Source organism: Enteroscipio rubneri, from assembly GCF_963929405.1.
GTDB lineage: Bacteria > Actinomycetota > Coriobacteriia > Coriobacteriales > Eggerthellaceae > Enteroscipio > Enteroscipio rubneri.
This window is the reverse complement of record NZ_CAWVIN010000003.1, coordinates 1,213,821-1,239,268: the sequence shown is the minus strand read 5'-3', so window position 1 is coordinate 1,239,268 and position 25,448 is coordinate 1,213,821. Positions and strand designations below refer to the sequence as shown.

At 62.8% G+C, this 25,448-nt stretch carries 26 protein-coding genes and 2 tRNA genes; 3 read left to right on the top strand and 25 right to left on the bottom strand.

Features of this window, described 5'->3' with window-relative positions; genetic code table 11:
• From rpsK to ABGT83_RS12090, 6 genes are all read right to left on the bottom strand, one after another.
• The gene (gene rpsK / locus ABGT83_RS12115) at positions 1-399 is read right to left on the bottom strand and encodes a 30S ribosomal protein S11 (protein ID WP_013980867.1); all 399 of its coding nucleotides are present in this window, start codon (positions 397-399) and stop codon (positions 1-3) included.
• A gap of 11 nt (positions 400-410) precedes the next feature.
• A complete protein-coding gene (gene rpsM / locus ABGT83_RS12110) occupies positions 411-779 on the bottom strand; it encodes a 30S ribosomal protein S13 (RefSeq protein WP_103263804.1) in 369 nt (122 codons plus the stop codon).
• A 21-nt stretch (positions 780-800) separates the two neighbouring features.
• Positions 801-914 (bottom strand): 50S ribosomal protein L36, encoded by a 114-nt coding sequence (gene rpmJ / locus ABGT83_RS12105; protein ID WP_006363204.1) that lies wholly within the window; start codon positions 912-914, stop codon positions 801-803.
• 210 nt (positions 915-1,124) lie between these two features.
• Positions 1,125-1,343, bottom strand: a complete 219-nt coding sequence (gene infA / locus ABGT83_RS12100) for a translation initiation factor IF-1 (RefSeq protein ID WP_009306918.1) — start codon at positions 1,341-1,343, stop codon at positions 1,125-1,127.
• A 462-nt stretch (positions 1,344-1,805) separates the two neighbouring features.
• Positions 1,806-1,879 (bottom strand) — tRNA-Gln (locus ABGT83_RS12095).
• Positions 1,880-1,916: 37 nt separating this feature from the next.
• Positions 1,917-1,992, bottom strand: a tRNA-Lys gene (locus ABGT83_RS12090).
• A 224-nt stretch (positions 1,993-2,216) separates the two neighbouring features.
• Here ABGT83_RS12090 and ABGT83_RS12085 point away from each other — a divergent pair.
• Positions 2,217-2,687 (top strand): universal stress protein, encoded by a 471-nt coding sequence (locus ABGT83_RS12085; protein ID WP_239926179.1) that lies wholly within the window; start codon positions 2,217-2,219, stop codon positions 2,685-2,687.
• Position 2,688: 1 nt separating this feature from the next.
• Positions 2,689-3,978 carry an MFS transporter gene (locus ABGT83_RS12080; RefSeq protein ID WP_346687803.1) on the top strand — a complete coding sequence of 430 codons (1,290 nt, stop codon included), beginning with the start codon at positions 2,689-2,691 and terminating at the stop codon, positions 3,976-3,978.
• 50 nt (positions 3,979-4,028) lie between these two features.
• Here ABGT83_RS12080 and ABGT83_RS12075 read toward each other — a convergent pair whose 3' ends face one another.
• The 19 genes from ABGT83_RS12075 to ABGT83_RS11985 form a co-directional block, all read right to left on the bottom strand.
• Positions 4,029-4,634, bottom strand: coding sequence for an HD domain-containing protein (locus tag ABGT83_RS12075; protein WP_103263802.1), 606 nt, complete (start codon positions 4,632-4,634; stop codon positions 4,029-4,031).
• Positions 4,635-4,896: 262 nt separating this feature from the next.
• Positions 4,897-5,778 carry a putative manganese transporter gene (locus ABGT83_RS12070; RefSeq protein WP_346687801.1) on the bottom strand — a complete coding sequence of 294 codons (882 nt, stop codon included), beginning with the start codon at positions 5,776-5,778 and terminating at the stop codon, positions 4,897-4,899.
• Between the two features lie 274 nt (positions 5,779-6,052).
• Positions 6,053-7,687 carry a chaperonin GroEL gene (groL, locus tag ABGT83_RS12065; RefSeq protein ID WP_103263800.1) on the bottom strand — a complete coding sequence of 545 codons (1,635 nt, stop codon included), beginning with the start codon at positions 7,685-7,687 and terminating at the stop codon, positions 6,053-6,055.
• Between the two features lie 53 nt (positions 7,688-7,740).
• Positions 7,741-8,028, bottom strand: a complete 288-nt coding sequence (gene groES, locus ABGT83_RS12060; RefSeq protein WP_103263799.1) for a co-chaperone GroES — start codon at positions 8,026-8,028, stop codon at positions 7,741-7,743.
• A 229-nt stretch (positions 8,029-8,257) separates the two neighbouring features.
• The gene (locus tag ABGT83_RS12055) at positions 8,258-9,010 is read right to left on the bottom strand and encodes a response regulator transcription factor (RefSeq protein WP_239926177.1); all 753 of its coding nucleotides are present in this window, start codon (positions 9,008-9,010) and stop codon (positions 8,258-8,260) included.
• Complete coding sequence (locus tag ABGT83_RS12050; RefSeq protein ID WP_346687800.1) at positions 9,007-10,263, bottom strand: sensor histidine kinase; 1,257 nt, start codon at positions 10,261-10,263, stop codon at positions 9,007-9,009. The genes ABGT83_RS12055 and ABGT83_RS12050 overlap by 4 nt, the downstream gene beginning before the upstream one ends.
• A 349-nt stretch (positions 10,264-10,612) precedes the next feature.
• The gene (locus tag ABGT83_RS12045; RefSeq protein ID WP_239926173.1) at positions 10,613-12,298 is read right to left on the bottom strand and encodes an FAD-dependent oxidoreductase; all 1,686 of its coding nucleotides are present in this window, start codon (positions 12,296-12,298) and stop codon (positions 10,613-10,615) included.
• Between the two features lie 188 nt (positions 12,299-12,486).
• Positions 12,487-14,004, bottom strand: coding sequence for an FAD-dependent oxidoreductase (locus ABGT83_RS12040; protein ID WP_103263798.1), 1,518 nt, complete (start codon positions 14,002-14,004; stop codon positions 12,487-12,489).
• A 699-nt stretch (positions 14,005-14,703) separates the two neighbouring features.
• On the bottom strand, positions 14,704-15,522 hold the full coding sequence (gene nadE / locus ABGT83_RS12035) for an NAD(+) synthase (RefSeq protein ID WP_346687798.1): 819 nt from the start codon (positions 15,520-15,522) through the stop codon (positions 14,704-14,706).
• A 222-nt stretch (positions 15,523-15,744) separates the two neighbouring features.
• Positions 15,745-16,398, bottom strand: a complete 654-nt coding sequence (gene hypB / locus ABGT83_RS12030; protein ID WP_346687796.1) for a hydrogenase nickel incorporation protein HypB — start codon at positions 16,396-16,398, stop codon at positions 15,745-15,747.
• Positions 16,399-16,586: 188 nt separating this feature from the next.
• Complete coding sequence (locus ABGT83_RS12025) at positions 16,587-16,949, bottom strand: hydrogenase maturation nickel metallochaperone HypA (RefSeq protein ID WP_103263795.1); 363 nt, start codon at positions 16,947-16,949, stop codon at positions 16,587-16,589.
• 305 nt (positions 16,950-17,254) lie between these two features.
• Positions 17,255-18,073 (bottom strand): twin-arginine translocase subunit TatC, encoded by an 819-nt coding sequence (gene tatC / locus ABGT83_RS12020; protein ID WP_103263794.1) that lies wholly within the window; start codon positions 18,071-18,073, stop codon positions 17,255-17,257.
• Between the two features lie 3 nt (positions 18,074-18,076).
• The gene (locus ABGT83_RS12015) at positions 18,077-18,850 is read right to left on the bottom strand and encodes a twin-arginine translocase TatA/TatE family subunit (protein ID WP_103263793.1); all 774 of its coding nucleotides are present in this window, start codon (positions 18,848-18,850) and stop codon (positions 18,077-18,079) included.
• Positions 18,851-19,092: 242 nt separating this feature from the next.
• Positions 19,093-19,287: a CASC3 protein CASC3 gene (locus ABGT83_RS12010; RefSeq protein WP_103263792.1), complete on the bottom strand. Its 195-nt coding sequence runs from the start codon at positions 19,285-19,287 to the stop codon at positions 19,093-19,095.
• Between the two features lie 4 nt (positions 19,288-19,291).
• The gene (locus ABGT83_RS12005) at positions 19,292-20,647 is read right to left on the bottom strand and encodes an amidohydrolase family protein (protein ID WP_103263791.1); all 1,356 of its coding nucleotides are present in this window, start codon (positions 20,645-20,647) and stop codon (positions 19,292-19,294) included.
• Between the two features lie 214 nt (positions 20,648-20,861).
• Positions 20,862-21,587 carry a hypothetical protein gene (locus tag ABGT83_RS12000; RefSeq protein ID WP_346687793.1) on the bottom strand — a complete coding sequence of 242 codons (726 nt, stop codon included), beginning with the start codon at positions 21,585-21,587 and terminating at the stop codon, positions 20,862-20,864.
• Positions 21,588-21,769: 182 nt separating this feature from the next.
• Positions 21,770-22,741: a GHKL domain-containing protein gene (locus ABGT83_RS11995; protein WP_346687791.1), complete on the bottom strand. Its 972-nt coding sequence runs from the start codon at positions 22,739-22,741 to the stop codon at positions 21,770-21,772.
• Entirely contained in the window at positions 22,738-23,649 is a 912-nt protein-coding gene (locus ABGT83_RS11990) for a hypothetical protein (protein ID WP_103263788.1), read from the bottom strand. The genes ABGT83_RS11995 and ABGT83_RS11990 overlap by 4 nt, the downstream gene beginning before the upstream one ends.
• Before the next feature lie 15 nt (positions 23,650-23,664).
• Positions 23,665-24,381 (bottom strand): LytR/AlgR family response regulator transcription factor, encoded by a 717-nt coding sequence (locus ABGT83_RS11985; protein ID WP_346687790.1) that lies wholly within the window; start codon positions 24,379-24,381, stop codon positions 23,665-23,667.
• A gap of 305 nt (positions 24,382-24,686) precedes the next feature.
• Between ABGT83_RS11985 and ABGT83_RS11980 the strand changes: the two genes are divergently transcribed.
• Complete coding sequence (locus ABGT83_RS11980; RefSeq protein WP_346687788.1) at positions 24,687-25,430, top strand: class I SAM-dependent methyltransferase; 744 nt, start codon at positions 24,687-24,689, stop codon at positions 25,428-25,430.
• Positions 25,431-25,448 lie beyond the last annotated feature (18 nt).

The window sequence follows — 25,448 nt, the reverse complement described above, 5'->3', positions numbered from 1 at the left end:
CTACACGCGACGACGCTTGCGGGGACGGCAACCGTTGTGCGGGATGGGTGTGCAATCCTGAATGCTGGAGACTTCCAGACCAGCGGCCTGAAGCGAGCGTATGGCCGTCTCGCGGCCCGAACCCGGGCCCTTGACGAACACGGCGACCTTCTTCAGGCCGTGCTCCATCGCCGTCTTCGCAGCGGCCTCGGCGGCCATCTGCGCCGCAAACGGCGTGGACTTGCGGGAGCCCTTGAAGCCAACCGTGCCAGCGGACTGCCATGAGATCACATTGCCCTGAGGATCGGTGATGCTCACGATGGTGTTGTTGAACGTAGACTTGATGTGCGCGGCACCCACGGCGATATTCTTGCGCTCGGAGCGCTTGATGCGGGTGCGCACGTTTTTCTTAGCTGCCACTTCTCGCTACCTCACTTCTTCTTTCCGCCGATTTGCTTACGAGGACCCTTGCGCGTGCGCGCGTTCGTGTGCGTGCGCTGACCGCGAACAGGCAGGCCGCGACGATGACGCAGCCCTCGGTAGCAACCGATCTCCATGAGGCGCTTGACGTTCTGCGAAACCTCGCGGTGCAGGTCGCCCTCCACCTTGATGTTAGCCTGAATGTAGTCGCGCAGCTTCGTGAGATCATCCTCCGTGAGGTCCTTGACGCGGACGTCAGGATCGACGCCGGTCTCGGCGAGAATCTTCTTGGAGGTGGTCAGGCCAATGCCGTAGATGTAGGTCAAGCCGACTTCAATGCGCTTGTCGCGAGGAAGGTCGACACCAACAAGACGTGCCATAGGTTATTCTCCTCTTTCTTCCTAGCCCTGACGCTGCTTATGGCGCGGGTTCTCGCAAATGACGAGCACCTTGCCATGGCGTCGGATGATTTTGCACTTGTCGCACATTTTCTTGACCGAAGGGCGTACCTTCATAATTGCTTCCTTTCGGTTATGCGTTCTTATATCTATCTGTCACGTCCAGCCGCAGACGATGATTTTCCTCACTGTTTGCCCAACCGCATGCCCGACCGACCTGCACCCCTGCCGACACACTACGCTCCGACACCCGTCGAAACCTTTCGACGATCGTCCTTCTCATCACAGAATCTGCACACCGCATCCACGCGCCGCGCAGATACCGCCCTATTTGAACCGATAGGTGATGCGACCTCGATTGAGATCGTAGACGGAAAGCTCGACCGTCACTTTGTCACCCGGCAGGATCTTGATGTAGTGCATGCGCATCTTGCCGGAAATGTGGGCCAATATCTTGTGCCCGTTTTCGAGTTCCACCCTAAACATAGCGTTTGGCAACGCCTCGAGGACCGTTCCCTCGAGCTCGATGACATCTTCTTTGGTCAAAAGTGCTCCTTCAAGCAAATGGTCGTTAAGCAGCAGCTGCAAATGATACCAAATTATTGACAAGATGTGCAAGAGAAAATACGAGCGCACGATACCAACAAACCTGCTGGTTCGGAACATGCCTGCATGCCAGGCCTGCGGTCTGTGCCGCGCAGTCCTCGTCGCAGAAACGGGACCGCCAGGTATTTGCGCACTGCGCAGCCGCCTTGTCGGCTTCGACGTATCCGCAACGCTCGAACTAGCGGCGCGCGGCAGTCTTGCAAACGATTGCATCAATGATACGTGTTTTGGGCGCATGGTCAAGGGAGGATTTCAGAAACCGCGGTATCCTCAGATCGGAAGCAGCGATGCGAGAACATGGGATTGAGGAGGTTGCAGAGGATGTTGTCCCCCCCCCGTTTGCGATAGCGGGGCCAATCAATCGACATACGAATTTCGGCGAAAGCTCGCATGAGACTACGATGGCTGGGCCACCAGGATTCGAACCTGGATAGCTGGTACCAAAAACCAGAGTCCTGCCGTTGGACGATGGCCCAGTGGAATCGAACCGCGAAACGTGCAGGGAGAAGAAAATGGTGGGCCGTGAGGGAATCGAACCCGCGACCTTGGGATTAAAAGTCCCCTGCTCTACCAACTGAGCTAACGGCCCACGTCCGCTGCATGCGCGAGTACCCATTTTAGCCGGGCGTGCGGAGCGGGTCAATGATTATATTCGGAGATGCAAACGGTGCATAATGCCAACAGAATCGCGGATCGGGGACGCGGGGCGTCCAGGAGGGCGAACGAGGCAGGGTGAAGGCAACCCGTCAGAATGAAGGCATCGTGGTGAAATCTTGAAGCAGAACAGGAAGCGTATAATGAAGGGGTTTCCTCATGCGCACCCCCTCGATGAAAGGCGTGACAGCTCTCATGTGGTGCTCCAAGATACTGGTCGCCTACGACGGATCAGCCCCTTCAGCCAAGGCCATTGACCTCGCGCGCGCCATTGCGGCGCAAGACGAACGTGTCGAACTTGTGCTCGTCCATGTGCTCAAGCTGTATGGCATGGGCACCGGTGCTGAAGCTGCGCTTTTCGACGAAGCCGACCGCATCCTGCATGATCTGCAGCGCACCGCAGACGAGGTGCCGAACAACGCGCATGCCAAGCTGCTGAAAGGAACCTCGCCCGCTGACCTCATCCTCAAATGCGCCCAGGATGAAGGCTGTGACCTCATTATCATGGGCAGCAGGGGACAGGGAGGCGTTAAAGGATATCTGGGCAGCGTGAGCTACGCCGTGGTGCAGGGGTCTCCGGTGGCAGTGCTCATCGCAAAGGACACGCCGGACAAGAAGCCGCTCAGCTAATATGGCCTCTTCGCACACAAAGCTTTGGACGAAGGACTTTGTCCTGGGCACAGGAGTGAATTTTCTGCTCATGGTGAACTACTATGGGCTCATGGTGGTCGTCGCAAACTACGCCATGCGCCTCTACGACGCACCGGCTTCGTTGGCAGGCCTGGCTGCGAGCATCTTCATCATCGGCACGCTGGTTGCGCGCATCGCAACCGGACGCATTCTGGATCGTATCGGCCGCAAGCGGATGCTCGTGATCGGAGCGGCGCTCGAGGTGGCATTCTCGGCGCTGTATTTGGCTGGCATGGACTTCGGCATGCTGTTCGTGCTGCGCTTCCTGCACGGCTTCGCCTTCGGTGCCTGCTCGACGTCAATCGGCACCATCGTAACGGCCCTTGTGCCCGACGATCGCAAGGGCGAAGGCGTGGGCTACTATATGTTGTCCGTCACGCTCGGAGCGGCTGTCGGCCCCTTTCTGGGAATGTACCTGACGCAGACTGCCGGCGCGGAAACGCTGTTCGTGGTGGCAGCCATCGCCGCTGCTTTGGGTCTGCTTGCCGCAACGCAGCTGAAGGTTCCCGAGCTGCGCGACGAACGCATGGAAGCCGCCGCAGGCTCCATGCATGAAAGCGTGGAGCAGAAGGCACGCGAGATCGCTGAGGAGGAGCGCGACGAACGTGCAGGCGGATTCCGTGTTCCGCAGCCCCGTCTGTCCAATTATCTCGAGCGGAGCATTATTCCCATCAGTGCCGTCTGTGCGCTGCTCTTCTTCTGCTATTCGAGCCTGCTCGCGTTCCTTACACCCTTCGCCGCCGAACGTGGGTTGGAGACTCCTGCGAGCTTCTTTTTCGTCGTGTACGCCATCGCAACGTTCGTCACCCGCCCCTTCACAGGCAAGCTGTTCGACCGGAAGGGAGACCGCGTGGTCATGGTGCCCGCGTTCATCGCGTTCATATGCGGCATGGCATTGCTTGCGACCGTCTACCGACCCGCCGCGATGCTCATCGCCGCCGCGTTGCTGGGCTTCGGTGTGGGAACCGTGCAGGCAAGCGGCCTCGCATTGGCGGTGCGCATCGCGCCTGACGATCGGCTGAGTCTGGCAAACTCGACCTTCTACGCGCTGCTCGACATCGGCGTAGGGGCCGGACCGTTTCTGCTCGGCATCATCCAGCCGCTCTGGGGCTACGACGGCCTGTTCACCGCCATGGCCGGCGTAGCCATCATCGCCCTTGCGGCCTACCTGTGGGTGAGCCGAGCGAACGGCACTATGCGGCGCAAGCTGAAAGAGCTCGACGAGTCGTAGGGCACTTGGCCCATGGGCATCGAGAGCGGGAAGCGCTCGCAGAGGCTTGCCTACCCTTCGATTGGGACGAACGTATCCTTGTCGGGAGCGAAGGACTGCATGGCCTCGATGGTACGGGCGAACAGTTCGTCCAGCTCCCAACCGAGCATCTCGGCTCCGGAACGGATGACGTCGCGGCTCACGCCGGCGGCGAAGCGCTTGTCCTTGAACTTCTTCTTGAGTGACTTCACCTCGAAGTCCATGACGCTCTTGCTCGGGCGCATGACGATGGCCGCGCCGATGAGGCCCGTCAGCTCCTCGGTGGCAAACAGGATCTTCTCCATCTGGAGTTCCGGCTTGGGAAGCTCGGTGTTGAAGTCCGACGTGTGGCTCTGAATGGCACGGATAAGCTCGGACGTGCCGCCTGCTGCTTCGATGTCCTTGGCCGCATAGACGGTGTGCAGCTCGGGTTCGTCGTCGTGCTCCTCCCAATCCAGGTCGTGCAGCAGGCCCACGATGCCCCAGAACTCCTCATTGTCCGGATCGTACTCGCGCGCGAAGTACCGCATGGTCTGCTCCACCGTCTCCGCATGCTCAATATGGAACGGATCCTTGTTATGCTCCTGCAACAACGCAAACGCCTCATCGCGCGTCATGCCGGCTTCAAGCGTGGCCATGTAATCTCCTCTCGACGTTGTTCGCTTATGCTACCGCAAATCGCACGCTCGCGGACAGCCCTTTTGCGAGCCCGGCTGAGCAACGCAGCTCGCACGGCATACCCGCTCCGGCGAAGTCGTTCCCATCCCTTTCGACATACCCGGCGCAGCCGCGCGCTTCATGCTGGAAACCGTATGGGAGGCCCGCGCTGAAACGCTGCTGCGAGGCTCCCTGGCAGCTCCCGCGTCCTGCATGCGCATCGTCGCCGGGAGGCTCGGACGGCTAGAATACAACTCCGAGCGCATTCGCTATGAAGCCCCATACGACACCGGTGACGTACAGCCCTGCGATGATGGCGACATTCTGCTTCCAGTGGCGGTTCGTACGCACGAGCACAAGCAAGCCCACGCCTGCGCTCACAAGCAGGCCAGCGAGCATCGCGCCTGAACCGAGCACGCCGCTCACATAGAGCTGCGCGACAACGATGCTGGCGGCGCAGTTAGGCACGAGGCCCACAAGTGCCGCCCCGAAAACCGAAAGCGCCGGGTTCGCGCTCAGAAACTCTCCCAGCACGTCCTCGCCCACCACTTCCAAGACGCCGTTCAGGACAAGGGTGATGAGGAAGACGAACAAGGTGACCTGCAAGGTGTGCTTGATGGCGCTTTTTAGGATGCCGCCTTCGCCATCATGGCAGTGGCAGTGGTCGCGCTCGCATAGCTCGTGAATGTGCAGAGGCGAATCGATGCGACGTGCGATGCGCATGCCCGCATCAACCAAAAAGCCCATCACCATGCCGATGACGATCTTCGCAGCGAGGATCTTCAGGATGACGACCACCGGCACCTGCTCGGCGATGAAGATAGGCAGCATCTCATCGGACGTAGACAAAAAGACCGCGAACAGTGTCCCGAGCGTGATCACGCGTCCCGCCCACAGCGTTGCCGCCGCAGCCGAGAAGCCGCATTGCGGCACGACGCCCACAAGAGCGCCTACCGCGGGCCCCGCCGCGCCCGCGCGCTGCACGGCCGCCTCGGTCCTGCCGCTCGTCTTGTGTTCAAGCCACTCCATAACGAGGTAGGTGACGAAGAGGAACGGGATGATGTAGAGCGTGTCGGCGACCGAATGCTCGAGGACATGCCCAGCGATATGTGCGAATTCTTCCATAGCCCTGCTATTGTAGTCGAAGGATCCTGTCGCGGCTTCGGCGTAGCCGAACGGTCACTATTTTCCGAAAGCGCCGATCACGTGGTTGCCGGGACCGCACATGCCCGGAACGCTCGTCCGGGGAGCATGCCGCGCCCGACGCACAAAACGGGGCGGCCCCGACGGGACCGCCCAGCGTTTCCGAGTTTGAGGTGGTTTCGGTCCAACACGCGAACCGAAGCGCCCGCAAAGGGCGCTGGGCTGTTCCGCCGGCTGAAAGCCGGCGGAACCCAGATTACATCATGCCGCCCATACCGCCGGCAGCAGCCGCGGCCATGGCCGCCGGATCCGGATCCTTCGGGATGTCGTTGATGGTGGCCTCGGTGATGAGGATGAGGGCTGCAACGGAAGCTGCGGACTGCAGCGCGGTGCGGGTCACCTTCACCGGATCGTTCACGCCCATCTGGATCATGTCGCCGTACTCGCCGTTGGCGCAGTTCAGGCCTTCGCCCTTGCCCATGCCCTTGACGTGCTCGACAACGACGCTGCCCTCGAAGCCCGCGTTCTGGGCGATAGCGCGCATCGGAGCTTCGAGCGCCTTGCGGATGATGTTCACGCCGACTTCCTCGTCCTTGTCGGTCGTGTCCAGCTTGTCGAGAGCGGGCAACGCGTCTACCAGCGCCACGCCGCCGCCGGCGACGATGCCCTCCTCGACGGCTGCACGGGTTGCCTGCAGAGCATCCTCGATGCGGGACTTCTTCTCCTTGAGCTCGGACTCGGTTGCTGCACCCACCTTGAGCACCGCCACGCCGCCGGACAACTTCGCCAGACGCTCCTGCAGCTTCTCGCGATCGAAATCGGAATCGACGCGCTCGAGCTCGGCCTTGATCTGATTGATGCGATCCTCGATGGCCGACTTCTCGCCAGCGCCGTCAACGATAAGAGCGGCGTCTTTGGTGACCTTGACCGTCTTAGCATGGCCGAGCATGTCGATGCGGGCATCCGCCATGGTCATGCCGAAGTCCTTGTCGATGACCTGCGCGCCCGTGACAGCGGCAATGTCCTCGAGGATGCGCTTGCGGCGATCGCCGAAGCCGGGAGCCTTGATGGCGACGCAGTTGAAGGTGCCGCGCAGCTTGTTCAGCAGGATGGTGGCAAGAGCCTCGCCCTCGACGTCCTCGGCGACGATGAACAGCGGACGACCGGAGCGCATGATTTCCTCAAGCAGTCCGACCATGTCCTGAATGTTGGTGATCTTCTGGTCCGTGAGCAGAATGAAGGGATCCGTCAGCACGGCCTCCATCTTCTCCATATCGGTGGCCATGTACGGCGAGATGTACCCGCGGTCGTACTGCATGCCCTCGACGATGTCGAGCTCCAGGTCGAACGAAGCGGCGTTCTCCTCCACGGAGATAGCGCCGTCGTTGCCCACGGCGTCCATGGCCTCGGCAATCTTCTCGCCGATCTCAGCGTCGCCGGCGGAGATGGTGCCGACATTCGCGATCTGCTCCTTCGTGGAGACGGGCGTCGCATCGGCCTTGATGGCGTCGACGATAGCGTCGGTGGCCTTCTGAATGCCGCGACGGATGCCGAGCGCATCGGCGCCGGCGGTCACGTTGCGCAGGCCCTCGGACACGATGACGTCGGCCAGCAGCGTGGCGGTGGTGGTGCCGTCGCCGGCCACGTCGTTCGTCTTCACAGCCACCTCGCGCACGAGCTGGGCGCCCATGTTCTCGACGGGATCCTCCAACTCCACTTCCTTGGCCACGGTCACGCCATCGTTGGTGATGGTGGGGGCGCCGTAGGACTTCTCGAGAGCGACGTAGCGGCCCTTGGGGCCAAGCGTCACCTTGACGGCATCCGACAGCTTGCTCACGCCTGCGGCAAGCGCACTGCGGGCATCTGCCTCGAATTTGATATCTTTAGCCATGATATGTGCTTCCTTTCGATGAATGTACCCGTTGGATCAACAAGGAATGAGACTTACTCGAACACCGCGTACAAGTCGTCTGCGCGCACGATGAGCACGTCTTCGCCGTCGACATGGATTTCCGTGCCGCCGTACTTGCCGTAGATGACCTTGTCGCCCACCTTCACCGGAACGGGAACCAGCGTGCCCTCCTTATCGAGCTTGCCTTCTCCCACAGCCAGCACAACGCCCGTCTGGGGCTTTTCCTTCGCCTCGGAGGCGAGATACAAGCCGGAAGCGGTCTTCTCTTCCGCCTCGTCCTGCTTGATGATGACGCGATCACCCAATGGTTTCAAGTTCATAACGTTGCCTTCCTTTCGTCCGTCTCATCCACGAAGCCGGTTGCCGCGTTGATACTCTATTTAACCACTCGGTTGTGGCGACTGCTAGCACTCCGCGGTAACGAGTGCTAAACACTGCGTTATCATAACACCCTTGATTCGGATTTCAAGAGAATTTGCAGAAAACCTCAGTCGCTTTGACTAAGGTTTAAACGAATCGTCAAATTTTCGCCACAACTGGTCGTGACCATTACGGCAGGGTCGGTCCGGGCTTGACGAGCCCTCCCTCGTAGGCGGCCACGACAAGCTGAGCGCGGTCATGCGCATCGAGCTTGGCCATGATGCGTGCAAGGTGGGTCTTCACCGTGGCAGGCGAAATGAAGAGGCGCGCGCCTATCTCGTCGTTCGACAGGCCCCGGGCCACGTACACAAGTATCTCGCGCTCGCGATCGGTCAGCGCACGCAGAGCGGCGGTTCTGCCAGCGGCTCCCGCGCTCGCGGGACGCGACGCGACGAACGCTTCGACAAGCCGCCGAGTGATGGAAGGCGCAATGAGCGCGTCGCCCTGGGAGACGACGCGCACAGCCGAAGCGATCTCGTCGGGATCGGCGTCCTTGAGCAGGAAACCACTCGCCCCGGCCGCAAGCGCATCATACACGTATTCATCCAGGTCGAACGTGGTGAGAATGAGCACGTGCACCTCGTCCAGCGCAGTATCGTTTCTGATGGTGCGCGTGGCTTCGATCCCATCCATGTGCGGCATGCGAATATCCATGAGCACCACGTCAGGACGCAAACGTCGCGCCAGCTCGACCGCCTGCTCGCCGTCGCGCGCCTCCCCCACCACCTCGATGCCGTCATAGGACAGAAGAATGAGCCGGAATCCGCTGCGCACCAAGTCTTGATCGTCGGCTACGAGCACGCGCAGCGGAACGTCCCGCGGCGAATCGGGGCCGATCCGTCCATTTCCAGAAGCCATCGCAGCTGTCCGCTCGTCTCTCATGCCTCGCGTCCTTCCGTTCCGGCGCCCGTCGGCAGCACCGCCGTCACGCGGAATCCGCCGGCTGGACGCGCATCTGCCTCGAGCGTGCCGCCAAGCAGTCGCGCGCGTTCGCGCATGCCCTCGATCCCATGTCCATGCTCCGAATCCGCCACGTCAAATCCACGTCCGTCGTCCTCGACGACGAGCCGTGCGCGGCCTCCTTCGAGCGCAAGAGACAGCACAGCAGTTTGGGCATGCGCATGGCGCACGATATTGGTAACCGCCTCGCGCGCAATGCCGAAAAGGGCCACATCCACGTGGGCGGGCACGCGGCTGCGATCATACCCGGCATCGTCGAGGGACGCAGCGATTCCCGCCTTGCCCAGATAGACGACCAGATCATCAAGACGGTCCGTGCCCACCGTTGGAGCCATGTCGGTGGGCGAATCGCCATGCCGCAGCACGCCGATCATGCTGCGGATATCGTCGAGCGCGCCCTTCGCGGTCGCACGCACCGCGGCTATAGCCTCCTTCGCCGCCGCAGGGTCGCGATCGACCAGGCGCTCAGCTGCTGCGGCCTGGACGCTGACCGCAGAAAGGGAATGCGCCGTGATGTCGTGCACCTCCCGGGCTATGCGCACACGCTCCTCTTCGACCCGACGAGCCGCTTCCTGCGCGCCTGCGCGTTCGGCCTCTTCGGCGCGCTGCTCCACCGCCTCCACGTAGGCGCGGTGCGTGCGATATGCATATCCGCCCAACGCTGCAGCCGCGACGAGCGCGATGTTGGTCGCGCGCGTGAAGAACGCAAGGCTCGCCGTGCGCGAAGGCGCTTCAGAGAACACGAGCCCGAGCACGGCGAGGGCGACGGCAATCGCCGCCTCAACGCGGCTGAGTTCGCAGGCGATGGTGTAGACGGCTACGACCGGGCCGATGATGGAAAGCGAGAAACCGCTGAACGCATTCTGCAACCCGATGAAGGCGACGAAGGTGAACAGGAACACCGGCCACGGAAACCGGCGGCGCACCGCAAGCGGCAACGTGGTGAGGGCAAGCGCCACGAACACCGAAGTGCTGGGCACGACATTCACGATGCCCAAATATTGCCGCATGGCCAAGTCGGGAATCACAATGGAAGACGCCGCCAGCATGAGCTGGCCGCACCCTATAAGAAACGCCATCGCGGCCACGGCGGCGTCGACTCCCCAATCTTTCGGAGTCATCGCACGATTGTTCACAAGAAAGTTGTCCATGCCGTCATGGTACGCGCCCGACACCGCAAGCGCCATACATCAGCAGAGGTATTTCGAAAGCCCCCCGAAACCGCGAGCGCAGCGAGCGGTTCCCCCAAGGGCTCCCAGCCGTCCGAGGTCCGGCCGCGCGCCCGCAGTTCTACTGGCATGCAACCGGAGGAGGGGGTCCTAAAAGGGCTCCGAAAGATCCTGCGAGCGCAGCGAGCCATCCCCACTCCAAGGGCTCCCAGCCGTCCGAGGTCCGGCCGCGCGCCCGCAGTTCTGCTGGCATGCAACCGGAGGAGGGGGTCCTGAAAGGGCTCCGAAAGATCCTGCGAGCGCAGCGAGCGGTCTTTCGGAGCCCTTTCAGGACCCCCTCCCTCGCCCGATCGGATTAGCCCTGCACGTACTCCATGGCGGCGTTCGCGGCCTCGCGGCCCGAATTCACCTGGTTCCCGAACGCAGTGCCCGGCATGTTGATGGTGTACACGTTGCGGTAGAGCATGTTGCCGTCGTTGCCGATGGCATAGAGGCCTTCGATAGGGTTCATATCGCCGTCGAGCACGCGGCGCTTCTTGTCGGTGGCAATACCCCCGACAGAGAAGAAGTAGCTGTACGAAAGCTTCGCCATATAGAGCGGCGCGGTTTCGACGGGCACCATGAGGTCGGCCGCTTTGCCGAAATCGGTGTCGGCTCCTGCCTTGCACAGCTCGTTGTAATGATCGACCGTCGCCTTGAGCGCATCGGCGTCGAGATCGAATTTGCCAGCCAGGTCCTCAACCGTATCGGCTTGGAACAGGCTGTTGCCGTCGTTGCTGGCCAAACCGTCCTGGAACATCTTCTTGGCGTCATCGTCTTTGCCGAAGAATTGATCGAAGATGGCCTGGTCGAACAATACGTAGTTGGCCTTGTTGTCCTTGCCGGGAATGCACTGGAGCACCAGGTTGTCGGCCGTGAGGTTCTCGCGACTGTAGCGCTCGCACGCCTCGTTCACCCACAGCACCGGACCGCCCGCAGCGATGCCGAAATACCCGTTGATGGGGTTCTCGGCCGCGTCGTGGAAGTCGATGGCCGGGAAGGCCTGGATGGCGTACAGGATGGATTGGGCCGAGCCCGCCATCATGTTCTTCCCGCCATTGTCCATGGCAAGGCGGTAGCCGTCGCCAGCGGCATTCGGCGATCCAACGATATGAACACCATCGGTGTCCCAACCCTGCTCGGCGATGACCTCGGCGTTGCCGCCGAACCCGCCCGTTGCGAACACGACCGCCTTCGCGTTGTACTGCACTGTGCCTTCGTCGCCGTCAGCGTAGGCCCCGGCAACCTTCTTATCCTGCATGATCAGACCGTTCACCGTCGTATTGAGGTGCAGCTCGACGCCAAGCTCGTCCAGACGGTTCTTCATGGGCTCGACGTAGCCGACCGCCGCCTTGCCTTCTTTGAACCAATGGAACGTCGGGAACAGGCCACCGTAGTAGTCGTCCACCGTACCCGAATACTGCACGCCCTGCTCTTGACACCAAGAGATGTTGTCAGCCGAATTGTTTACCAGATCAAGCCAGTAATCGCCGTTCTGGCGATGCTGGCCGCGCGTCAGCTCGGCCTCGATGACGTCGGCGGGCTTGATATCGATCCCCTGCTCGCGCTGAAGCGAGGAGTTGACGGCGAACATGCCTTCGACAAAGCTCGCATTACCGCCTACCTGGCTGTTTCGATCCACCACGATGAAGTTCATGTTGTTAAGCGCCGCCTGCACCGCGCACGCAAGACCGCTGCCGCCGGCGCCGACGATAAGCAGATCGGTGTCGTAGGTCTTGTCGATCGAGCTGGGAGCCGCATTGCCTGCCGCCCCGTCGCCGTTCGTGCCGCTGCCGGATCCGCCCTCGGTCCCCTGCCCGTCATTCTGGGGCGTGCCTGCACACGCCGTCAATCCGCCGACAGCCGCAAGCGCGCCTGCCGCGCATGCTCCCGTCAAAAACGACCGTCGCGATACCGTCCGCTTCGCAGCGCTTGTAAGTCCTGTGTTGTCCTCAGCCATGCTGACCTCCACTTCCTTGTCCATAGCGACGCTGGCGCCCATGCGCAATCGGCGCCGCTTTGGCGAGTACGTGCTGTCATTGTGTCATGAGGTCATCAAGAACCGGTTGCCGCCTTCTTGCAGGTCGGCAACCTCACGGCAACGCCGCAGAGCGAAAGCGGCGGGTCCGCAATCCTGCGAGCGAAGCGAGCAGCCGCTCGGATCCGCCGCCCTCCCGACCGCCCTGGCCCCTAGGCGTCGTCGCCTTCAAGCGAGGCAGCCACCGCTTCGCCCACCAGCATGCCCGATGCGCCGCTCGCCGCGATACCCGCCATGCCGATAGCCGCCGATGCGCCGCAGCAATAGATGCCCGAAATCGCCGCATCGAGCGATCCGAGCACACGCCCGTCTTCATCGGTTCGCACTCCGCCGCGCGTCTTGTAGCGAACGGGCATCTGCTTGATGGCGTAGTACGGCGGGTTGAGCTTCTGCAGGAAGGACGTGCGCCCAAAATCCTCATCTTTGCCGGCTTCGATGGCGGCATCGAAGCGAGCGAACGTGCCCTCCAGCGTTTCGGACGGAATGCCCGCCTGCGCGGCGAGCGCGGCAAGATCGTTGCAGGGTCCGACAACCCGCCGGGAGTTCCCGCTCGTCACCTGCGCCAAGCTGCGCGACTGGCCGCCGTTTACCAGCTCCTCGTCGAAGATCGTCCACCAATAGCCGCGTTCGTCGGCCGCGCAGGCGTTCGCCGCCGCATCGATACTGTCCTCGCGTGCGAACCGATTGCCAAGCGCATCGACGATGAGCGTCGGCCCGAACAGCCCCCATGCCGCAGCTTGGGGGATATCGCTCGTGAGCGGAGCCGCTACGTCCATGCCTTCGAGCTGACCGCCGACGGCCTCGCACAGCATTTGGCCCTCGCCCATCGATGCGGTCGTATAGCAGGCGATGCGCTCTTGGTCGGGCAGGTAGCTGTGAACGAGCGGCTGGCTGCTCGAGAAACCGCCCGCAGCCACAACGACGCGGCGGGCGCCTACATCGACCGTCGAAGTCCCCTTCGCTACAGAGAAGCGCACGCCGCGCACCACCGCTGCCTCCGAGAGGATGACTGCTGTCGCCCGGTAATCGGTATGGAATACGGCACCGGCATCGAGAAGTCCGTCGCGCAATGGAACCATGATGCTCTCCATGTCGCCCAAGCCGTTCTTCGGCAGCAGGATCAGGCCCTTCACGTCGTCCGACTCGACGATGGATGGATCGGAAAACTGCGCACCGTACTCGCTTGCAAGAAGATCGACCCATCGCGGAGCCGCCTCGAACAGACGCTGGGCGAGCGCAAGTTCGACGACGCCGACCTCGCTCAACTTCTTCTGAACAACCTGCCACGCCTCGTCGATCGAGCGATCGGCGCCCGCGGCGCGCTGCACGTCGCTCCCGGCGACGCATATGACGCCGTTCGATTCGTAGCTCTCCCCGCCCAGCAGCTCGAGCTTGTCCACGATCATTACCGACCGCCCCGCCTTGACGGGAGCTATTGCCGCGGACAGGCCCGCGACGCCGCTGCCCACGATCAGGACGTCAACCTCAGCAGAAAACGAGACCGCGGGCGAACCTGCGGGCGACAAGGATTCGGACGCGTCATCGGATTCCAAAGCGCCCATCAGGGGATTATCTTCAACAATCCCGGCGTCGCACGCGCCGAGCGCGCCGAGCGCAGCCAGCGACGCCGCCGAGATGCCCGCCAGTTTGAAGAACGCGCGTCGCTCCATTGCACTTACGCCCCTTTGCTCTATCCGTTTCCGATGGGCATCAGAGTATAGAGAGCGCGCCGAAAAGGCGAGGGCGGCGCGGCGCAGCGTCATGCAATCTTCGCAAAGTGTGCGGCATGCGCGCGCATCTGCAGCAGCCGGCCTCGTGCCGGCGCGGCCGCCGGATGCAGCACAGGAGGCCGTTTAGGCCCCGCTCCCGCCCCCGCTCGCTGCGCAGAAGTCCCGCCGCGCCCCGTCGGTTCAGCGGCGGAATCCGCGAATTCTGCGAGAAAAACGAGGTATGGGAGAGCCAGCGAGCCTTCGAACTCTAGACACCATCGCGCGACCTGCGCAAACGAAGCTGAAGGCTCGCCTGCTTTCTTCGCAGGCGGCCCGAAAACCGGCTTCGGGCTTCCCATACCTCGTTTTCTTGACGGAATTCGGTTTTTCAGCAGCCGAGCCGAGGTCGACGCGGCGCAAGGCCCTTCGACTGCGCGCTTCGCACGGGACGACGGGGGTGCTGCGCACTCCGATCAGGATGATGAAATGCAGGCGCGATTCCGCGCGGACCTGCGACGCGGGAGGCGAAGATTCGCAACATCATTTCGCACGAAGCCGCGTGCGCAGATCGTAGTGGCCCATGAAGGCTCCACGGAACATGCTCGGCCAACGCATCGACGCCATGCTTCAACTCACGCCCATCAGGAGCACCAACGCAGATCAGTCGTAGAAGGGCGCGGAGGGGAACGGCGGCTCCAAAGCGCGCTTGAAAGCGTTCGCCGCCACCGTGGCTACGATGCGCTCCACGGTGGCGGCGTCGAAGCCTTCCGCGATGAGCTCTTCCGGCCCGAGGCCGCGCTCCTTATGGGCGACGAGCAGCACGTCGAGCGTCGGATAGTCGATGCCCATGCTCTTCTCGTCCTCCTGATCGGGCGAGAGCTCGGCGCTCGGCGGCTTGACGAACACGTGCTCGGGGATAGGGGGAACGGCCCCTTCAGCCACCGCCGCCTCGTTGCGCCAGCGCGCGACTTCGTACACATCGGTCTTGTATAAGCCTCCAAGAGGGGCGAACGCACCGGCGGTATCGCCGTAGAGCGTCGAGTAGCCCATCATGGATTCGCTTTTGTTGCCCGTGTTCACGAGCATCCAGCCGAAGCGGTTCGACAACGCCATGAGGCACACCGTGCGACAGCGAGCCTGCGTGTTCTCCGCGGCCAATCCCGCCAGTTCGCCGCCGCATGCACGCGCAAGCACCTGCTCGAAGGCCTCGAACGGCTCGCAAATCGAAACGACGCATGCGTCGATGCCGAGGGCATCGGCCAACTGCCGTGCATCGTCGAGCGAGTGCTCGGTTGAATACGGTCCGGGCAGCATCACGCCGTGCACATGGTCGGCCCCGAACGCATCCACGCTCATAACGGCAACGAGGCTTGAATCCATACCGCCCGACAGACCGATAACGACATCGGTGAAGCCCGCGCCGTCCGCATAGTCCTTCAGCGCGTCGACGCACGCGCGATACCGCTCTTCGGTGTTCATGGTCTTCCTTTCCTCAGCAGCTTCGACACACCCCAGTGTAGGCTCGGATTGTTTCGACTTTGGAACCGTTCGCGCATTCGGCTTCCACCGAGCTCGTTCTGTCGTTCGGCATCGTTCGAGTCCGCCGGTCGCTCGTGGATTTGCGCGTATCCGCTACAAGCTGGTTCGGCGTCGACCAGACGCGCACGCTGCCCGCGCATTCAGACGCCGATCGAGCACCTCCTACTGAATAGCGCGCACGCGTTCCGCCAGCCATTCAGCCCATGCCTCCACCCCGTCGCCCTTCGTGGCCGCGATGGGGAATATGGGCGCTTGCGGGTTGAGCTGCTTGACGGCGGATTCGAATGCCTCGCGATCGAAGTCGAACACGGGCATCGTGTCCACTTTGTTGAGTACCACCGCCTCGGCCGCCTGGAACACTCCAGGATACTTGAGCGGCTTGTCGTCGCCTTCAGGCACCGAAAGGATCATAACCTTCGCGTTCTCGCCCAAATCGAAATCGGTGGGGCACACGAGGTTTCCCACGTTTTCGACGATGATGAGGTCGAGGCGCTCGAGATCCAGCACATCGACGGCTCGCTTCAGCATAGCGCTTTCCAAATGACACGCGCCACCGGTGTTGATCTGCACCGCAGGTATACCCTGCGCCTTGATCTTCTCCGCATCGACGCTGCTGGCAATGTCGCCTTCGATGACGGCGATGTTGAACTCGTCGCGCAACGCGTCGATGGTGGCCAGGATGGTGGACGTCTTGCCCGATCCGGGACTGGCTAGAAGGTCGAGTACGAACACGCGATTCGTTGCGAACCGCTCGCGCAGCTCGAATGCCAGTTGGTCGTTTTTGTCGAGGATCGGTTGCTTCATATCAATCTGCATACTGACTCCTTTGGTCTGCCTTGCAGTTTAGTTCATCGAGCAAACAAAATCAGCGGAAAGCATCAACGTGTGCAAGATCGCCGAGCTGTTCGGCCCGACTGGCACATGCGGACAAGCGAAGCGCCGAGGGCGAAGCCGCGCTCTTCGTCATTGCGGGGTCATGGAGCCTCGATGCGCTCGAAAGGGCGCTACTCGTCCGGGATATCAACCTCGATCGAATCGATCTGCAATTCACGACCGGCAATGAGCTGGGTTGCGAAGCTGCCGCACTCCGGGCACAGCATATGGAATCTGTCGTGCTCGTACTCCGCGCCGCACTCCAAGCAGCGGCTCCGAGGTGCGACCATGGCTATCTCTAGCTCGGCGTTCGCACACAGCGCGTAGTCCGACTGCTCGGACAGGGCTTCGAAGGCAAACCTCAGCGCATCCTCGATCGCCTCGGTCATCTCGCCCACCGAAAGGCTGACTTTGAGAACGCTTGTCGCGCCCGCCTGCTTCGCTGAAGCACACACCGCATCCATGACGCCCGTCATGATTCCCAACTCGTGCATGACGCTCCTATCGACGATGGCTTTCGATGTTCGTTTTCAAACACCATAGTAGCCGATAGGCCCAGAGAAAGCGCACTGCGACACGCCGGCGGACACGAAATCGTCTACGAAGATCATTCCGGGCGAGATCGGCTCCTGCGCTTATCCGAGACGCACTGCATGTCTTCGCATGCAAGACGGCTTGCATGCGACCGTTGCGCACCGCCTCGAGGCGCCTGCGGGCGCACATCGAACCGGAGTTTTCGGCGTCGGGGCCATCTGCGGCGCACGACGGCTATGCAGGCCGATGGGGAGAAGCGCCATGCTTACTTCTTCGCCTTGAGCGCCTTCTTCTGCGCTGCCTGCTCGGCGGCAGCTTCTTCGGCCTCTTCCCGCTCCATGTCCTCGTTCTGTTGCTTGATGCGCTTCGAGAGCACGATACGCGAGATCAAAAGACTCGCCTCGTACAGCACCACGAGCGCTGCGAACATGAGCAGCATCGTGACCGGCGAGGCATCGGGCGTCACCATGGCCGAGATCACCATGAGCGCTATGTACACCGTCCGCCACGAGCCGCGCAGCTTCTTGTACGGAATCACGTCGAAGATAACCAGGTAGAAGATGACCAACGGGAGTTCGAAGGCGAAGCCGAAACCAATCTCGAACTTGACGATAGTATCGATGAACGAACTCGCCTGAGCCTGCACAGTAGCGAACCCGGCCGACTGGTCAGTGAGCCACTGGAACGCCGGATCAAGAATAATGAGGTAGCAGAACACCGTGCCGAAAATGAACAAGCCGACTGCGGCAGCGAACGTCGGGATGAACCACTTGCGCTCGCTCGGCTTCAGCGCCGGCAGAAAGAATGCAAGGATCTGCCACAGAATGACCGGCGAGCAAGCGACGACGGAGGCCCACAGCGACACTTTGAAGCGCACGCTGAAACCTTCGAACGGCGTGAGCGTGGTGAGCGCTCCCGACGGCAGGTACTCGGAGATCGGCATTATGAGGAAGTCGACGACCGTGGCCGAGGCAAGATAGAACACGACAACCGAAATGGCGAGGACTGCAAGGATGCGCACGAGGCGCATGCGCAACTCGCCCAAATGGTCGAACAGGGGCATACGTGCCGGTCCGATGGGCATGACTTACTCCCCCTTCTCGTTCGTCTCGGGCTTTGCGGCACCGCCTGCCGCAGCGGCCTTGTTCGCAGCCCGCGTCGCAGCGGCCTTCTTCGCGGCAGCCGAGCGAGCCGCCGCCTTTTCGGCTTCCGTCTTGGCGGCGGGCTTCGCTGCAGAAGCGGGCTTGGAATCCGCGGGCTGGGCGGCGGAATCTGTCGCAGGTTTTGCGGCAGCCGCCGCGGCGGAGGGCTTGGCACCAGCCGTTGAAGTCGGAGCGGCAGATGCAGCGCCGGATGTCGAGGAGGAGGCGGCCGGCTTCTTAGCAGGAGGCTTCGTGCCGTACAACTCATCGGCGCTCGGCTTCGGCTTCGCGCTCGATGCGGCAGCGGGCTTCTTCGCAGCGTCGGCCTTGGCATCGTCGCTGGCCTTCGCCGCGGCGCCTGCGGCCGCAGCGGCTGCTCCCGAAGCCTCGGCCTTCTTGGCCTCCGCTTCCTTCTTTGCAGCGCGCTCCTTGTCGTACTTGGCCTTGCGCTCGGAGAAGCTCTCCTGCTTGGCATCCTTTTTGTCGTCCGATCCTTCGGCGACCTTGGAGAGCGCCTCGAGGGGGTTCTTGAACGGCTCGTCGGAGTTCGGATCGTAGACCTCGGTCTTGATGACCTTGTTCATCTCCTCCTGAGCGCTTCTAAATTTATTGATCGCCTTCCCCAGCGTCTTGGCCATCGCGGGCAGCTTGTCGGGTCCGAATACGAGGAACCCGAACAGCAGAATGAGGAAAAGCTCGAATGAACCTATGCCAAACAACGTAGTCCCCTTTGTGCGGTTGAGGTTGAACTCATCTCTCGTTGCAAATGCAGCTCTCGTTGCCACGACATGCGCGGCAACGATTCATAGTATCACAAACGTATGAGAGCGAGCCGAACGAGTGACCACTTCAGAAAAAGCATGGTACGCACTCCCGCACGCGTCACGGCAGGGAGGGAAGGCGGGGCTTCGGGCCGAAGCCGGCGGTTCGCGTGGAGCAGCCGACGGTTCGCACCACCTTGCTACATGCTGAGGAACGAGAGTGCCACCGTGGGAATGCCGAGTGCGAGCACGAGGATCACGCACACGACGATGGTGAATATCCTCTTTGTGCGCTCGGCCGCCTCGCGGCGCTCTTTTTCGAGCCTCTCCCGTTCCTGCGCCGCCTTGACGCGTTCGCTTCTCTGCTTTGCGGTGAGCTTTTGATTCGTTGCCATAGCACTACACCCTCAACTTGCCGCGGATCTCGATGACGCGGGCGATGCTCTTGGCGACCTCCACGCCCACGTTCCACTTGTTCTTCTCATACAAGGCCACGCCGTCCACCATGGTCATGAGGATGTCGGCGCCGCTGCACGTGTTCACGACGGCGGACACCGGATCGGTGGTGGGCGTCTGGTGCGAACTCGAAAGGTCGACCGCGATGATGTCGGCGCGCTTGCCGACATCGAGCGATCCGATCTTGTCGTCGAGCTTGAGCGCCCGCGCGCCGCCGATGGTGGCCATTTCGAGCATGGTCGCAGAATCGAGGAACTGACCGACGTTAACCGCGCGTTGCACGAGCATGCCGATGCGCATCTCCATGAGCATGTCGGTAGAATCGGTGGCCGCCGGCGAATCGGTTCCCAAGCCCAACCGCAAATCGGAGCGCATGAACTCGTCGAGAGGCGCCACGCCCATACCCAGCTGCGCGTTGCAGCGCGGGCAGACGGCAACCGCCACGTCGTATTCCCTCAACTTCTTCACGTCCGTGTCGTCCACGTGCACGCAATGGATGGCCAGCACGTTGTCCGATTCGAACGCGCCCCAGTTCAGTGCATAGCGAACGGGCGTGGTGCCCGTGGGAAGCCACGGTGGGATCTCCACGTAGCCGCGCTTCTGGTCCATCGTGTGCACGGAAAACGGCGACGAGCCGTATTTGATAAAGTTGTACTCCTCCCGGTTGCCTGCGAGGTGCATGGCCACGGGGAGCTCCTCGCGCCGGGCGAACTCCGAAACCTTGCCGTACACGGAGGGATGGCATGCGTACATGGCCGCCGGTGCAATGCCGATGGTGATGCGGCTCTCGTCCACCTCTTCGCGCCAGTGCATGATATCGTTCTCCGCCACGCGCATGGCGTAGTCGACGCGTCGTTTATCCATGGCGCCCACTTCGCGGTAGATGACGCTACGCATGCCGAGCTTCTGCGTAGCGGTGCAGGCCGCACCCGTCCCCGTGATATCGGCAACGCAGGTGATACCGCTTGAAAGGGCCTCGAGCCCGCCGAGAATGGCAGAGTCGTACCAATCGCTCACGTCCATCTTCGCGCTCTTCTCCACCACCGACATGATCCAGGTGGTGTAGGGCACGTCATGCACGACGCCGCGCATGACGGAGTTTTCCAGATGGGTATGCAGATCGACGAAGCCCGGCATGAGCGCTGCAAGGCCGAAGTCCTTGATCTCCTCGTCGGGATAGCGGAGCTTGAGCATGTCGACCGAGCCGATGTCACGAATAACACCGTCTCTGATGAGCACCGCACCATGCTGGAACGGCTCGGAGGTAATAGGAAGAACGTACTGTGCGCACAATAACATAGCTGCCTCGTCTATCTCCCGGTGCCGGGCACGATCGTGTGCACTGTATGATAGCATCCCCGGACCGCTCTCCCACGAAAACACAGAGGCCCTTCGGGAGGAGGCGGCGGCGAGACGGCAAGACGGCGCCGCGCAGTCGCAGAACCGCGCGGCGCCTTGCAACGGGCTGGAAGGGACATGGACCCGCTCCCTGAGAGCGTACAGATGCCTCCCGCTAGGCGGCAGGGTAGAACAAGGGCTCGAGCTGAGTGAAGTAATCAGAATTCGACACGTCGACGTCCTGGTCGAACAGCACCGCGCCTGTCTCATCGGCAATGGTCAGATGGATCGTCGAATCGAGCCCCGCGAACGTGCGGTACTCGGCCGCACAGCCGACCGCCTGCGTCACCACGGAGCTTGCGCCCTGCGCCATGCCGAAGGCGTCGCGTGCGAAATCGGCGCCGATCGACAGCGTTGCGAAGTCGTCCCCGATCTCGCACGACAACGGTGCAGCCGCCGCCTCCTGCGCGTTGCCGGCCTCGTCGGAGGAGGTGTAGGTCGCCTCTTGAGCCGCCTGTGCAGACGCGAACTCGAACACGTACGCCTTAAGCTCGTCCCACGTCCCCTCGGGAGCTTCGACCTTGGCCGTGCCGTCGCTTGCAATACAAATGTTCTCGATGCCTTGGCTTTCCAGGTGCTTCGTTGCCACGCACTCCAAGGCCCCCGTGTACGCAGGATCCAAATTCGCTCGATCGATCACCGCGCGGAACGGATACGTCACCTGTTCGGTTGCAGCGGCAGGCTCCTGCTGCTCGCTCTGCTGGGGAGCCTCGGCGCTTTTCTCCTGCTGGCCGCTCGCACAGCCGGCTAAAAGCCCACCTGCCAGGACCGCGCTGAGTGCAAGCGCAGCCGCCAGGGTGCGCCTCGACGAGCGCGCGGTCGTTTGAGACGATACGTTCATGCAATACCCTCCTTGGTTCGTCGGATGCTATGAGCGTCCGCTCCGGCTGAGCCGATGCGCCGGAGGGCCGCTTCGGCCCGGCTTGCAGCGTGCCGGGCATGAAGGGTATTGTGCGCATCGCCGCGCCGACGATCAACGCGAACGTCGCAACAGGCTCCTCCGATGTCATGAATTGCGTCCCGCTACCGGGCGACCGGCCTGTTTTCGAGCGCGACCGTCGTGCGCCACACCCCTTTGCTCGCGCCCGCCTCGAAGCTCCCCCGGTACCGCTGCGCCAGATCCTGCAGGATAACAAGACCCCATCCGTGCTCGGGAACGATCGCGTCCGACTCGCCTTCGGCCGGCTCGGTCGAAGCCCGGCGCTCCCGCTGCAAAGCGCCGCCGTCGGGCGCAGCAGGCGGCGCAGCGCATCCGTTGCGCGCGTCGATGACGAGGTAGCCTCCGTCGAGGCGGGCGCGAAACTCGATGAACCGCATGTCGCCGGCAGCTGCGCGCGCCGCCTGCAGCGCATTGTCGAGCATGTTCGAGCATGCGGCGCACACATCGATGTCGGGAATGGCCGCCTCGGTCGGCAGCTCGACGGCGAAGACGACACGGACTCCCGCCTCCTCGCATGCCCGCCGCTTGAGCGCAAGCAGCGCATCGACGGCGGGATGCCCGCATATCCGCCTCTCGCCGCCGAGCGCATCGGAGGCCGCGTGCGAGCAGGCCAGGGCCTGCTCGCCCTGCGCCGCGCCCAACAGCCACTCCATCCGCCGCAGCGTTTCGGCCAGCGTCCGACGCTCGTCGCGCGCAGCCCTCGCCTCGCGCTCGGTTCGCTCCCGACACGCGCGCTGCGCCTCAAGCCGCTCAGCCGCGATGCGGGTCCGCTCGCGCGCGAGCTTCCGTCCCTCAGCCGCGCGCAGGACGCGCACGAGCGCCAGATCGGCCGCCGCGCAGGCGATGCCCGCACAGGCAACAGCGGCCGCGAGGGGCACGGGAAGGCTGCAGAACAGGACCGCCGCGGCCAGAAACGCCACGATGGCCAGTTGGCTCGCCGGAATCAGGATCGCGGCAACGCGGCTTTCCGCCGACGGCAGCCCCGGACGAAGCGCGTAGAATACAAACACGCCCGCCAGCGCCGCAAGCGGAAGCGCCATGAAGACCGCGCTCATCGCCGCGCCTCCCCTTCCCCCGACTCGCACGCCGCGCGCAGATCCGCCGCGAGCATGCGCGCCCGCCCGAATTCGCCCCGCTCCGTCAGCTCCTCGATGGTCTGCAGCTGATTGCGCGCGTCGTGACGGATGCACGCGATCTTCTCCAGCTCATCCATGGTCGCAGCGTAGCAGGCGCGCTGCTCATCGAGCCGCTTCTGCAGCAATGCGGCCCGACGTCCCTCGACGAGTGCCCGCTCCTGATGGCCCAGAAGGACGAGTACGATCGCGTCGACCGCCACGCATGCGAGAGCGAGGACGACGACCGCTCCATACCACCAGGCATCGAGATCAACCAGACAGCCGGGTATGGCGGCCAGGAGAAAAAGCCCCAGCTGGCTTGCCGCCAGCACGACGAACGGCCAGGCCTCCGCAGAACCCCACGAGCCGCACCGCCGCACCGCCGCCCGCAGCGCGCGCAGCAGGAGCAGCACGATGGCGGCGCGCACGAGCTGCACGGCCATCCACACGGGCACGTTCCGGCGCACCGTATCGAAATACTGTTCGAACCCTTCCGGCACCGGCCCAGCGAGGACGACGCCCCAGAGCGCCCACTCGACTGCTTCGGTCGCCGTGACGCAGATCAAAGCCGCTACCGCGACGACGATTCTGAGCGCGAGACCGCCCTCGGACAGCGCAACCGGCAGCGCGATATACGAGAGTAGAAGGAGAATGAAACCAACCTCGCCGCTCAGAATCCCGTACCCAAACGCGTTCACGAGCGCCGGCACCCCGGCGTAGACGACCGCGAACAGACCGGCATGGCGCACAGAGAGCAGCTTGACCATGCCCCACGCTGCGGCGATTCCCACGATGAGAAACGAAACCATCTCAAGCGCGGCGTTGGAAAGAAGGAGCTCCGTCGGCATGATGCGCGCCTCCCTTCACGCAAGCTGCTCGCGCAAAAATGCGATGTACGCCTCTTTCACATCCGCACGCCGATGGCGGCTGAGGGGCACCGACTCGCCCGTGCGCAGTTTCACCGTGCGCGCGCCAATCTCCTCGATGGCAGCCATATTCACGAGGAAGCTCTTGTGGCACTGGATGAACGAGGATGGGAACTGGGCCTTGAGCCCCGACAGCGTCGCATACGTCTCGATGCAAGGTCCCTCGCCGTGCACGAGCACCTTGCGCCGGTCGCTCTCCAGGTAGCGCACGCGACCCGGGACGAGGCCGATCAACCGACCGCCGGTTTGCACGGGAATCGCCGCCATGCGCCGCTCATCGAGGTTGGCCAGCACAGCGCGCAGAGCGTTGTCCAGCTCGGCCTGCCTCACGGGCTTCGTCAGAAAGTACACGTGCTCGGTCTCGTACACTGGCGTGCAGTATTCCGCATACCCGGTCACGTACACCACCTGCGTGCCGCACCCGCGCGGAAACCGGGAGCGCACAAGCTCGATGCCGCCTGCCACATCCGACGCGCCGTCGAGCCGGATGTCCGCGAACAGCGCATCGGGCCGCTCAACCGTATCGGCGCACAGCATGGAGACGTCCTGCGCGCATGCAAGCTCGAACCGCACGCCGAACCGCGAGGAGCCGATCATCCGAGCGAGCCGCTGCGCGTGCGCAGGCTCGTCATCGAGTATAAGCGCACGATACATTGAATACCCCCCCCCCGGTATGCAGTCGACGGACGTGCGCGCTTCGCGCACGCGCTTACTGTAGCGCATGGCGTCCATCCGGCGCAACCGCCCGGCGCTGTGGCAGCTCCGAAGCACAACGCGAGGAACCAGGGGCCCGGCGAGGCGAGGCGCCGGAAACCGCCGCGCAGTCGCAGTAAGTCGCAGGAAGGGAACACGCCTGCCGCCGACGCGCAGCTCGACCGACGCGTCCATTGGCGTATACTGGGGCTTCCGCCGACGCGCTCGTCCTACGAGCGTCCCACGACCGACCAGGAGCACCGCCTGTGAGCATCGACACCGCCACCGGGAAAGAAGCACCCGCCGAACTCTCCTCCGAGCGCGTCTACGAGATATTCTCGAACATCGCGAAGAAGTACGAGCGCTTCAACGCCGTCTCGAGCTTCGGCGCATACAAACTGTGGCTTGCAGGCATGATGCGCCAAGCCCCCATCGACCATACGAGCGACGTGCTGGACATCGCCGGCGGCACGGGAGATGTGGCATTCGCAGTAGCTCGCACGAAACGACCCGCCCACATCCAGCTCACAGATTTCGTGCCCGAGATGCTGGATGTGGCGCGCGCCCATTACGGCGAAGGAGCAAGCTGCGGCGTACCGGTGGACTTCGACGAGGTGGACGCCCAGAACATCCCCTACGACGACGCGTCCTACGACGTGATCACCATGGCCTACGGCATCCGCAACATGCCCGACCGCCCACGCGCGCTCGCCGAGATGTTCCGCGTACTCAAGCCCGGCGGCGCGCTCGTGTGCCTGGAGTTCTCCACACCGCCGAACCGCGCATGGCGGGCGCTGTACGGATTCTACCTCAAGCATCTCATCCCGTTCTGGGGTGGGCTCATCACGGGCGATCGTGAGGGATTCGTCTATCTGGGAAATTCCATCCGCGCGTTCCCGAACCAGGAAAACCTCGCCCAGATGATGCGCGAAGCAGGATTTTGCGATGTGACGTGGAAGAACTACACAGGCGGCATCGCCGCCGTGCACGTGGCGGAAAAACCGCGCTAAACCGCAAGCTGCATCCAT